Below are 11,905 nucleotides of genomic sequence, written 5' to 3' on the forward strand. Positions count from 1 at the left end.
AGGGGAAGGTGGGGTGCAACCCCTCCCCCAAGGGAGCCCTGTGGGGGTTTTTTTCCCCCCGCGATGTGTTCAGCCTTCTTCAGGCCAGAAGCGCAACGGCTTGCCTTCAGCCGGCCAGAAGCGGATCTGCTCGATCGGCGACACGTCCCAGCGCTGCACCGTTTCCAGCGCCTGCAGGAAGCGTTTTTCCTGGTCCATCAAGGCTGGCGCACACAGCTTGCGGGTCTTGCCGACCTTGCCGAAGCTCAGTTGCTCGCCGTTCAGCGTGTACGGCGCGAACCAGTGGTTGCAGCCGGCATTGCCGTAGGCGCGGCCATCGTTGGCCAGGGTCAGCGTGAGGTGGCTGTAGTCGATCAGCGGTCGCTCACCGATCCACTCCAGCACATAGCTCTGCTCCTGCTGCAGGGGCGAAGGCTGCGCTGCACAACCCATCAGGCCGCCGGCGATCAGCGCGGCGCTCAACAGCTGTTTCACTCAAACGCGCTCCTGACACTGTGGGCACAGGTGCTTGTCGCCCTGGCTGGCCCAGCCCAGCTCCGCCACGCGGGCGCTGGCGGCCGGTGCGTGGCCTTTCTTGCCCAGCTTGGCTTCAGCGGCAAACTCGAAATCCAGCACGGCGTCGCAGCTGTCGCACTTGACCTGCCATTCGTGGATTTCCAGTTCGTTGAACACCGGGCCCTTGGCCACGGCGACCCACTGGCCGCTCGGGTTGATCAGGTGGCGGACGGTGTCCACGGTCAGGCGCATGGACAGGGTCTTGCTGCCCTTGAGGCTGACCAGCAGCACGTCGTTTTTCTGGATCGAGCCGCCGTTGCCGGTGACCTGGTAACGGCCCGGCACCAGTGCGCGGCATTCGATCAGGGTGTGTTGCGGGTTGAAAAGGGTGTAGCGGAAATCGTGTTCGACCATGGGTCCTCCAGAATTGCCGCGTATCCTAGCATCAACCTTCGACGATGTTCTGCGGATTGCCTGCCGCCCAGCGGGTGATGTTGTCCAGGGTGGTCGCGGCGATGGCATCCAGCGCCTCGCGGGTCAGGAACGCCTGGTGCGCGGTGACGATCACGTTGGGGAAGGTCAGCAGCCGCGCCAGCACATCGTCCTGCAGGGGCTGGTCGGAGCGGTCCTCGAAGAACAGTTGCGCCTCTTCTTCATACACATCCAGCCCCAGATAGCCGAGCTGGCCGCTTTTGAGCGCATCGATCAGCGCCGGGGTGTCGACCAAGGCGCCGCGGCCGGTGTTGATCAGCATGGCGCCGGGTTGCAGCTGGGCCAGGCTTTGGGCGTTGATCAGGTGCCGGGTGTGCTCGGTCAGCGGGCAGTGCAGGCTGATGATGCGGGCTTCGCGCAGCAGCTCGGGCAGCGCCAGGTAGCGTGCCCCCAGGGCCAGCAGCTCGGGGTTGGGGTAGGGGTCGTAGGCCAGTAACTGGCAACCGAAACCGGCCATGATGCGGGCGAACGCCACCCCGATCTGCCCGGTGCCGACCACGCCGACGGTCTTGCCGTGCAGGTCGAAGCCGGTCAGGCCATGCAGGGTGAAGTCACCTTCGCGGGTGCGGTTGTAGGCGCGGTGCAGGCGCCGGTTGAGGGCCAGGATCAGGGCCACGGCATGCTCGGCGACGGCGTGCGGCGAGTAGGCGGGCACCCGCACCACCGCCAGCCCCAGGCGCTGCGCCGCCGCCAGGTCGACGTGGTTGTAGCCGGCCGAGCGCAGGGCGATAAGGCGCGTGCCGCCAGCCGCCAGGCGCTCCAGCACCGGGGCGTCGAGTTCGTCGTTGATGAACGCGCAGACCACCTCGTAACCGCAGGCCAGGGCCGCCGTGTCGAGGGTCAGGCGCGCCGGCTGGTAGTGCAGCTCCAGGCCTGTGCCAGCGGCGGCACGGTCGAAGCTTTCCTGATCGTAGTGCTGGCTGCTGAACAACAGAGCGCGCATGGCGGTATTCCTTTTATGGCTACGCCGCCAGTCTAGCCAGACGGGCAGGGCGTCTATTGATCTGTATGGGCTGTGGCGGCCCCATCGGGGGATACTCGATCACACGCTGCATTGTGCCTGTTCCGCGAGGCGCACAATCGCCCGATCCAGCTCATCCAGCGCCTGCTGGGCCTGTGGGTTGTCCTGCTTGAGCAAGGTTTCGCTGCGCTGGCAGGCCGCACGCAACTGTGGCACGCCGCAATAGCGCGAGGCGCCGTTGAGCCGATGCACGCGCTCGATCAGGGCGGCGTGGTCGTCTGTTTCACGGGCTGCAAGGATGGCCTCCCGTTCAGACGCCAGCGAGGCCAGCAGCATGGCCAGCATGTCCGCCGCCAGGTCGGGTTTGCCGGCGGCCAGGCGCAGCCCTTCCTCCGGGTCGAGCACCTTCAGTTCGCTGCTGTCGGGCATGCGTTCGGGGCTGCGTTCGGGTTGCGGGGCACCCAGGCTCAGGCCGGTCCACTTCATCACCACCTGGGCCAACTGGCGCTCGCTGATCGGCTTGGTCAGGTAATCGTCCATGCCGCTGTGCAGCAAGGCGCGCTTTTCATTGGCCATGGCGTGCGCGGTCAGGGCGACGATCGGCAGCGCCGGGCCGCTGTGGCTGCTTTCCCAGCGGCGGATCTGTTCGGTGCAGGCTCGCCCGTCCATGCCCGGCATCTGTACATCCATCAGCACCAGATCGAAGGGCTCATCCTGCACGGCCTGGGCCGCCGCAAAGCCGTTGTCCACCGCCAGCACTTCGGCGCCCATGCCTTCAAGCAGGGTCTGCACCAGCAGCAGGTTGGCCGGGTTGTCGTCGACGCACAGCACCTTGGGCATGCGCTCGCCTGTGACATGGCGCTGTTCGCCGAGTGGGCGGCGCGGTTGCACCAGCTCCAGCAGCAGGCGGCGCAGCTTGCGGGTGCAGGTCGGTTTGGCCAGCAACTGGCCATGGGCGTTGGGCAGGTAAGGGTGGTAGAGCGGCTGCTCGGTGGTCGGGCAGAGCACCACGCACTGGCAGCCCTGGCGTTCGAGTTGCTGGTGATAGTGGCCGAGCTGTTCGGGCGAGAGGCTGCCCAGGTTGGTGCCGAGCACGGCAAAATCGAATGGCTGCCCGGCTTGCGCGGCCGCGTGCACGGCCTGCAACAGTTGGTCGTAGGAGGTGAACAGGCAGACCGACAGCCCGCAGTCTTCCAACTGATGCTCCAGGGCCTGGCGCGCCAGGTCATGGCCGTCGACGATGGCCACCCGGCGGCCCAACAGCGCCTGCAGCGGTTGCTCCTCGATATCGTCGTGGGCCCTGGGCAGGTTGAGGCTGATCCAGAACTGCGAGCCTTCGCCCGGGGTGCTGTCGACGCCGATCTCACCGCCCATCTGCTCGATCAGGCGCTTGGAAATCACCAACCCCAGGCCGGTGCCGCCGGGCTGGCGCGACAGCGAGTTGTCGGCCTGGCTGAAGGCCTGGAACAGGGTGCGTACGTCCTGCGGCGAAAGGCCGATGCCGGTGTCCTGCACGCTGATGCGCAGCTGCACGCTGTCTTCCTGCTCGTCTTCGAGCATGGCGCGTACCACGATGGTGCCCTCGCGGGTGAACTTGATCGCGTTGCTCACCAGGTTGGTCAGGATCTGCTTGAGCCGCAGCGGGTCGCCCACCAGTGACAAGGGCGTGTCGCGGTACACCAGGCTGAGCAGCTCCAGCTGCTTGGCGTGGGCCGCCGGGGCAAGGATGGTCAGGGTGTCCTGGATCAGGTCGCGCAGGTTGAACGGGATGCTGTCGAGCACCAGCTTGCCGGCCTCGATCTTGGAGAAGTCGAGGATCTCGTTGATGATCCCCAGCAGGTTGTCGGCGGACTTTTCGATGGTGCCCAGGTAATCGAGCTGGCGTGGGGTCAGCTCGCTTTTCTGCAACAGATGGGTGAAGCCCAGGATGCCATTGAGCGGGGTGCGGATTTCATGGCTCATGTTGGCGAGGAACTCGGACTTGATGCGGCTGGCTTCCAGTGCCTCCTTGCGCGCCATGTCCAGCTCGATGTTCTGGATCTCGATGGTTTCCAGGTTCTGGCGCACGTCCTCGGTGGCCTGGTCGATGCTGTGCTGCAGCTCTTCGTGAGCGCTGTGCAGGGTTTCGGCCATGCGGTTGATACCCGCAGCCAACTCGTCCAGCTCATGGCTGCCCATGGCCGGCAGGCGTGCGTCGAGGTGGCCGTCCTTGAGCTGGTTGACCGCATGCTTGATGCGGTTGATCGGGCCGTTGATGGTGCGGCCCATGCGCACGGCGAGCAGGGCGGTCAGGCTCAGGCAGGCGAAAATCAGCAGCAGGCTGGTGAACAGGTTGCGGTAGCCGCGCAGCAGGGTGCCGTCGTGGGACAGCTCGATCTCCACCCAGCCGAGCAGCCGCTCGGCCTCGTTGGGCACGGCATCGGTGGCCAGGTCGCGGTGATGGCCGAACACCGGCATCAGGTAGCGGGTGGCGTCATTGCCGGTGCGCTGCAACAGTTGTGTGCCGGTGCCGCCGCTGGGCGGCTGGTTGAGCATGCTCGGGCCGGCGTGTGCCAGGCGCGTGCGGTCGGCGGCAAGAAACGCCACGGCGCGCACGTCGGACTGCTCCAGCGCCTGGGCGGCGATGCGCTCCAACTGCTCCGGGGCCGGGCGGGCCAAGGCCGGGGCGGCCAGCGGGGCCAACTGCTCGGCGATCATCTTGCCGCGTTGCAACAGTTGCGTGCGCAGTTCGTTCTGCTGCAGCCAGGTGAAGTAGCTGCCCAGCACCAGGGCCATCAGGCTGGCTGGCAGCAGCGCCAGCAGCAGCACGCGGCTGCGGATTCCCAAACGATCGAGCACACCTGTCTCCTGTCATGTGCCAACGCGCAAGCGCGCTCCAGCGGGAACGTTACTCCGGGCTTGGTGGCAATGCACTCATTTGTATTGGTTTTTGTCTGCCGGGGGCTTACCGCTCTGCGGTTTGCGAGCGCTTGCACGGCCCGCGTCAAGGTTCGCGTCGGTCGTGCAGCGGTTGCCTTGGCAAGACGGTATAGCCAATAATCGCGCAACTGAGAATTGATGGCAGTTGCCAATGAATCCCGTAGCTATTCACGAGTCCAGTATCCTGGCCATCGAGGACGACCCTGTCCTGGGTGCCTATCTGCATGAAGAGTTGCAGCGCGGCGGCTTCCAGGTGACCTGGTGCCGCAACGGTCTGGAAGGGCTGGAGGCCGCCGGGCGGCAGGTGTTCGACCTGGTGTTGATGGATATCCTGCTACCGGGCCTCAACGGCCTGGACGCCCTGGCGCGCCTGCGTCGGCACAGCGCCACGCCGGTCATCCTGATGTCGGCGCTGGGGGCCGAGGCGGACCGGATCAGTGGCTTCGAGCGCGGTGCCGACGACTACCTGCCCAAACCGTTCAGCTTTGCTGAGCTGCGCGTGCGGATCGAGGCGATCCTGCGCCGGGTGGCCTTCGAACGTCGCGCCAAGGTGCCGCATGAGGCGGGCGTCGGCCAGCTGCACTTCGACGAGCCACTGTGCGATGTCAGCTTTGAGGGTGCCTGGGCGGGCCTGACCCCCAGCGAATTCCGCCTGCTCGACATTCTCCACCGCAGCCCGGACGAGGTGCTGAGCAAGCCCTTCCTTTATCAGCAAGTGCTGCAACGCGGCTACGCCCGCCACGACCGCAGCCTGGACATGCACGTCAGCCAGATCCGCCGCAAGCTCAAGGCCATCGGCTACCACGAGCGGCAGGTCCGCACGGTGTGGGGCAAGGGCTACCTGTTTGGCGCGGGCGAGGCGGACTGAGCGTGCTCGATCGTCATTCGCTGTTCTGGAAGCTGGCCATCCTGCTGGTGGGTTTCTGCCTGTTGATGATCGGCCTGAGTTACACCTGGGGCCGGCACATGGAAACCCAGAACGCCTTCCTTTCCGAGCCGGCACGCCAGGTATTGCGCGGCTATGCCGCTGAAGCCGAACAAGCCTGGGAAGAAGGTGGACGGGAGGGTGTAGACCGTTGGCTGGAGGGTATGCACTCGCGCGAAGAGGGTTGGGTCGGCGTACTCGACGGTGACCTCCGGCCGATGGGGAGCTTCAGCCTGGGCAGTGCCGAAATTCAGCACTTGACCCGTTTGCGCGGGGTCGACTGGCCCATGAGCCGACGAAGCATCGGCCAGCCCTGGCTGCATCTACCGTTTCCCGACAGACCTGACCAGGGCTCGCTGGTGATCGAGTTGCCCGAGCGCTTCAACCCGGGCCAGTACCGGTTTTTCTGGCGGGTGATCACCAACGGAATCATTCCTGGGTTATTCACCCTGCTGTTGTGTGTCGGCCTGTACCGCATGCTGATCGTGCCGCTCAATCAATTGCGCGAGCAAGCCCGCGCCTGGCGTGCCGACCAGCTCACGACGCGGCTCGACTCGCGCACCATCCAGCGCCGCGACGAACTTGGCGAACTGGCCCGGGCCTTCGACCAGATGGCCGAGCGCCTGCAGGGTACCGTGGTGCTGCAGCAGCAGCTGTTGCGCGACCTCTCCCATGAAATGCGCACCCCGTTGAGCCGTTTGCGCGTGGCCTGCGATGGCGAAACCGATCTGCAGCGCCTGCGCGAACGCGTGCACCGCGAGGTGGACGGCATGCAGCAACTGGTCGAGGACACCCTGCAACTGGCTTGGCAGGATGCCGAGCGCGCACCGATGAACCTGGAGCCGATCCAGTTGCCGGTGTTGTGGGACATGCTCAGTGAAAATGCCTGCTATGAAAGTGGCTGGGCGCCACAGCGCCTGGTCTGTGACGTGCCGCTCGACTGCTGGGTGCAGGGCAACCTCAATCACCTGGCCCAGGCGCTGGAGAACATCCTGCGCAATGCCATTCGTCATTCGCCGATCGACGGCCATGTACGCCTGAGTGGAAAACGCGAAGGCGGTTACTGGCGCATCGACCTCGAAGACGAGGGCGGGGGCGTGGCCGAGGAGGACCTGGAGCGGATCTTCGCGCCGTTCTCGCGGCTCGACGGTTCGCGGCCGGGGGATGGTGGTTTCGGGTTGGGGCTGAGCATTGCCCGCAGTGCCATCCGGCGTCAGGGCGGCAGGGTCTGGGCGGAGAACGGCGAGCGTGGGCTGAGGGTTTGCATGCGCTTGGCGGTGGGCGATTGCGATTCATTGCGGGGCAAGCCTGCTGCCATGGAGTGCGACGCCCCACGATCGTCATCAGGCTTATAGCTGACAGCTATAGCGTCCGACGATTGCGTGATATGGCCGCGCGGGGTTTGCCGGTATGATAGGCGCCCCTGCCGTCCGGATTGCGATAACGCCCATGACCCTGCAGTACCCAACCATCGCCGATTGCGTCGGCAACACGCCTCTGGTTCGCCTGCAGCGCATCGCCGGGGCTACCAGCAACACGCTTTTGCTCAAGCTCGAAGGCAACAACCCGGCAGGTTCGGTCAAGGACCGCCCGGCGTTGTCGATGATCACCCGCGCCGAGCTGCGCAATCAGATCAAGCCCGGTGACACCCTTATCGAAGCGACCTCCGGCAACACCGGGATTGCCCTGGCCATGGCGGCGGCGATCAAGGGTTACAAGATGATCCTGATCATGCCGGACAACTCCACCGCCGAACGCAAGGCGGCCATGACCGCCTATGGCGCCGAGTTGATCCTGGTGACCAAGGAAGAGGGCATGGAAGGCGCGCGCGACCTTGCTGAAAAGCTGCAGGCAGAAGGCCGCGGCCTGGTGCTCGACCAGTTCGCCAACGGCGACAACCCGATTGCTCACTACAACAGCACCGGGCCGGAGATCTGGCAACAGACCCAGGGCACCATCACCCATTTCGTCAGTTCCATGGGCACCACCGGTACCATCATGGGCTGCTCGCAGTACCTGAAGGAGCAGAACCCGGCGGTGCAGATCATCGGCCTGCAACCGATGGAAGGTTCGGCCATCCCCGGCATCCGCCGCTGGCCCCAGGAATACCTGCCGAAGATCTTCGACGCCACCCGGGTCGACCGCGTGGTCGACATGTCGCAGCAGGAAGCCGAAGAGACCACCCGCCGCCTTGCCCGCGAAGAGGGCATCTTCTGTGGCGTGTCCTCCGGTGGTGCGGTGGCGGCCATGCTGCGCCTGTCCCGTGAAGTCGAGAACGCGGTGATGGTTGCCATCATCTGCGACCGCGGCGACCGTTACCTTTCCACCGGCCTGTTCGATACCAACTGATGTCCAGAAAGAAAAGCAACAGCGGCCTGCGCTTCCAGCCGGCCGGCGGTGACCGTGGCACCCAGGTGCCCGTGGGCAAGAAGCAACGCCTGCAGATCGAGCGCCTGGCCGGTGATGGCCGCGGCATCGCCTTCGTCGAGGGGCGCACCTGGTTCGTCAGCGGTGCGCTGGGCGGCGAAGAGGTCGAAGCGCGGGTGCTCGCGGCCCGCGGCAAGGTGGTCGAGGCGCGCCTTGAGCGCGTGTTCCAGGCCAGCCCCGAGCGTCGCGAAGCACCGTGCAAACATTACCAGCGCTGCGGCGGCTGCAACCTGCAGCACCTGCCCCATGACGGCCAGCTGGCGCTCAAGCAGCGTACGCTCGCCGAACAGTTGCAGCGTGTCGCCGGCATCCAGCCGGACGAGTGGGCCGCGCCCCTGAGCGGGCCTGAGTTCGGCTATCGACGCCGGGCGCGAGTGGCCGTGCGCTGGGACGCCAAGGCCCGTCAACTGGACGTGGGCTTCCGCGCCGAGGCCAGCCAGGACATCGTCGCCATCGACGAGTGCCCGGTACTGGTACAACCCTTGCAATCGATTTTCCGCCACTTGCCGACCGTACTGCGCAGCTTGAGCAAGCCGCAGGCACTGGGGCATGTGGAGCTGTTCAGCGGCAGTGCCGAGGCGGTGCTGGTGCGCCATGTGGCGGCCCTTCCTGCTGAAGACCTGGCGCGCCTCGAGGCATTCTGCCGCGAGGCCGGCGCCCAGTTGTGGCTGCAGGGCGAAGGCGACCCGGCACCGGTGGATGACGCAAGTGAACTGGGTTTTGCCTTGGATCCTTGGGCGTTGCAACTGGCCTGGCGGCCGGGCGACTTCGTGCAGGTCAATGCCCAGGTCAACACCCTGATGATCCAGCAGGCCCTGGCCTGGCTGGCGCCGCAGGCGGATGAGCGGGTGCTGGACCTGTTTTGTGGCCTGGGCAACTTCGCCTTGCCGTTGGCCCGGCAGGCGCGGGAAGTGGTGGCAGTCGAAGGCGTGCAGGCCATGGTCGAGCGCGCCGAGGCCAATGCCCGCAGCAACAATGTGCATAACGCACGATTTTTTCAGGCCGATTTATCGCAGCCTTTGGCGGGCGCCGGATGGGTCGCCGAGGGCTTTTCTGCGGTACTCTTGGATCCACCGCGCGACGGGGCTTACGAGGTGGTGCAAGGCATCGCTCGGCTCGGCGCGAAACGGCTGGTCTACGTATCGTGCAACCCGGCCACGCTGGCGCGAGACGCGCAGGTGCTGGTCGGGCAGGGGTACCGGTTAAAAAGGGCCGGGATTCTCGACATGTTTCCTCAGACGGCGCATGTCGAGGCCATGGCGTTATTCGAAGTGGGCTAGCGAGTCTGGTCTTCTTGGTGCGGCGTTCAGGGAACGAGGGCGGCACAGGTGATAACCAGCGTACCCGCGTGGTGCGCTGTATGGAAAGGTAAAGCAAAGATGGTACAGGTGAGAGTGCACCAGCCGGTCAACACTGACGGCAGTATCAATCTCGAAGCATGGCTCGATCATGTGGTGAGCGTCGATTCGCAGCTCGATCGCGCGTCGCTCAAAGAGGCCTGTGAGTTCGCCCAGGAAATCGAGAAGAAGGGCAACCCGGCCAAGCATTCCTGGGCCGATGGCACGTCCAGTTTCCAGGCGGGCCTGGAAATCGCCGAAATCCTCGCCGACCTCAAGCTCGACCAGGATTCGCTGATGGCGGCGGTCATCTACCGCTCGGTGCGCGAAGGCAAGGTGACGGTGGCCGAAGTTGGCCAGCGTTTCGGCCCGGTGGTGTCCAAGCTGATCGACGGCGTGCTGCGCATGGCGGCCATCAGTGCCAGCCTCAGCCCGCGCCAGTCGCTGGTGCTGGGCTCGCAGGCGCAGGTCGAGAACCTGCGCAAGATGCTGGTGGCCATGGTCGACGATGTGCGGGTGGCGCTGATCAAGCTTGCCGAACGCACCTGCGCCATTCGTGCGGTGAAGTCCGCCGATGATGAAAAGCGCCTGCGGGTGGCCCGCGAGGTGTTCGATATCTATGCACCGCTGGCCCACCGGCTGGGCATCGGCCATATCAAGTGGGAACTGGAAGACCTTTCGTTCCGCTACCTCGAGCCTGACCAGTACAAGCAGATCGCCAAGCTCCTGCACGAGCGCCGGCTGGACCGCGAGCGCTTCATCAGCGACGTGATGAACCAACTGCAGAACGAGCTGCTGGCCACCGGCGTCAACGCTGACATCAGCGGCCGGGCGAAACACATCTATTCGATCTGGCGCAAGATGCAGCGCAAGGGCCTGGAGTTCAGCCAGATCTACGACGTGCGCGCGGTACGCGTGCTGGTGCCGGAAGTGCGCGATTGCTACACCGCGCTGGGCATCGTGCACACCCTGTGGCGGCACATCCCCAAGGAGTTCGACGACTACATCGCCAACCCCAAGGAAAACGGCTACCGCTCGCTGCACACCGCGGTGATCGGCCCCGAGGGCAAGGTGCTGGAAGTGCAGATCCGCACCCACGCCATGCACGAAGAAGCCGAGCTTGGGGTGTGCGCCCACTGGCGCTACAAGGGCACCGACGTCAAGCCCAGCTCCAACCACTACGAAGAGAAGATTTCCTGGCTGCGCCAGGTGCTCGAATGGCATGAAGAACTGGGCGACATCGGCGGCCTGGCCGAACAGCTGCGGGTCGATATCGAGCCGGACCGGGTCTACGTGTTCACCCCCGACGGCCATGCCATCGACCTGCCCAAGGGTGCCACGCCGCTGGACTTCGCCTACCGCGTGCACACCGAGATCGGCCACAACTGCCGGGGCGCCAAGATCAACGGGCGCATCGTGCCGCTCAACTACAGCCTGCAGACCGGCGAGCAGGTGGAGATCATCACCAGCAAGCACGGCAATCCGAGCCGTGACTGGCTGAACTCCAACCTCGGTTACGTGACCACCTCGCGGGCACGGGCGAAGATCGTCCACTGGTTCAAGCTGCAGGCGCGCGACCAGAACGTCGCTGCCGGCAAGACCCTGATCGAGCGCGAGCTGAGCCGCCTGGGGCTGCCGCAGGTGGACTTCGAGCGCCTCGCCGAGAAGGCCAACGTCAAGACCGCCGAAGACATGTTCGCCGCCCTCGGTGCCGGCGACCTGCGCCTGGCGCACATGGTCAACGCCGCTCAGCAGTTGCTCGAGCCCGAGCGTATCGAGCAGGTCGAGCTGGTGCCGCGCCAGGCCCGGGGCATTCGCGCGGGCAAGCGCAACGACATCCAGATCCAGGGCGTCGGCAACCTGCTCACGCAGATGGCCGGCTGCTGCCAGCCGCTGCCGGGCGATGCCATCGTCGGCTACATCACCCAGGGCCGCGGCGTGAGCATTCACCGCCAGGACTGCGCCTCGGTGCTGCAACTGGCGGGCAAGGAGCCGGAGCGGATCATCCAGGTCAGTTGGGGGCCGATCCCGGTGCAGACCTACCCGGTCGACATCGTCATCCGTGCCTACGACCGCCCGGGGCTGCTGCGCGACGTGTCGCAGGTGCTGCTCAACGAGAAGATCAACGTGCTGGCGGTCAACACCCGCTCGAACAAGGAAGACAACACCGCCTTGATGTCGCTGACCATCGAGATCCCTGGCCTGGATGCCCTCGGGCGCCTGCTCGGGAGGATCTCGCAGTTGCCGAACATCATCGAGACGCGGCGTAACCGTACCCCTTGAGACAGCCATCGCGGGGGGGGAGAGGTACCCCCAACCGCGGTGTGGGTTGGGTTTCCGCCCCCCTAG

The 11,905-nt window shown here is 65.5% G+C and carries 9 protein-coding genes; 5 read left to right on the plus strand and 4 right to left on the minus strand.

Features of this window, described 5'->3' with window-relative positions; genetic code table 11:
• Nucleotides 1-69: 69 nt before the first annotated feature.
• The 4 genes from ACO6VM_RS08810 to ACO6VM_RS08825 form a co-directional block, all read right to left on the minus strand.
• Nucleotides 70-474, minus strand: a complete 405-nt coding sequence (locus tag ACO6VM_RS08810; RefSeq protein WP_110993018.1) for an META domain-containing protein — start codon at nucleotides 472-474, stop codon at nucleotides 70-72.
• Nucleotides 475-909 carry a hypothetical protein gene (locus ACO6VM_RS08815; RefSeq protein ID WP_401059497.1) on the minus strand — a complete coding sequence of 145 codons (435 nt, stop codon included), beginning with the start codon at nucleotides 907-909 and terminating at the stop codon, nucleotides 475-477. It lies immediately after the preceding gene.
• A 31-nt stretch (nucleotides 910-940) separates the two neighbouring features.
• Nucleotides 941-1,930: a 2-hydroxyacid dehydrogenase gene (locus ACO6VM_RS08820; RefSeq protein ID WP_422403139.1), complete on the minus strand. Its 990-nt coding sequence runs from the start codon at nucleotides 1,928-1,930 to the stop codon at nucleotides 941-943.
• Nucleotides 1,931-2,029: 99 nt separating this feature from the next.
• Nucleotides 2,030-4,786, minus strand: coding sequence for a response regulator (locus tag ACO6VM_RS08825; RefSeq protein ID WP_401059501.1), 2,757 nt, complete (start codon nucleotides 4,784-4,786; stop codon nucleotides 2,030-2,032).
• Between the two features lie 232 nt (nucleotides 4,787-5,018).
• On the opposite strand from ACO6VM_RS08825, the gene ACO6VM_RS08830 reads away from it, so the two are divergent.
• The 5 genes from ACO6VM_RS08830 to relA all read left to right on the plus strand — a co-directional run bounded on the left by ACO6VM_RS08830 (nucleotide 5,019) and on the right by relA (nucleotide 11,839).
• A complete protein-coding gene (locus ACO6VM_RS08830; RefSeq protein WP_401059503.1) occupies nucleotides 5,019-5,735 on the plus strand; it encodes a response regulator transcription factor in 717 nt (238 codons plus the stop codon).
• A gap of 2 nt (nucleotides 5,736-5,737) precedes the next feature.
• Nucleotides 5,738-7,147: a histidine kinase sensor domain-containing protein gene (locus ACO6VM_RS08835; RefSeq protein ID WP_422403140.1), complete on the plus strand. Its 1,410-nt coding sequence runs from the start codon at nucleotides 5,738-5,740 to the stop codon at nucleotides 7,145-7,147.
• 94 nt (nucleotides 7,148-7,241) lie between these two features.
• A complete protein-coding gene (cysM, locus tag ACO6VM_RS08840; protein ID WP_110993024.1) occupies nucleotides 7,242-8,141 on the plus strand; it encodes a cysteine synthase CysM in 900 nt (299 codons plus the stop codon).
• Entirely contained in the window at nucleotides 8,141-9,499 is a 1,359-nt protein-coding gene (gene rlmD / locus ACO6VM_RS08845; protein WP_422403141.1) for a 23S rRNA (uracil(1939)-C(5))-methyltransferase RlmD, read from the plus strand. Before cysM ends, rlmD begins: the two co-directional genes overlap by 1 nt.
• Before the next feature lie 99 nt (nucleotides 9,500-9,598).
• Complete coding sequence (gene relA / locus ACO6VM_RS08850; RefSeq protein WP_347150592.1) at nucleotides 9,599-11,839, plus strand: GTP diphosphokinase; 2,241 nt, start codon at nucleotides 9,599-9,601, stop codon at nucleotides 11,837-11,839.
• Nucleotides 11,840-11,905: the final 66 nt, after the last annotated feature.

Origin of the sequence: Pseudomonas sp. GZD-209, from assembly GCF_049310485.1 — a bacterium.
GTDB lineage: Bacteria > Pseudomonadota > Gammaproteobacteria > Pseudomonadales > Pseudomonadaceae > Aquipseudomonas > Aquipseudomonas sichuanensis.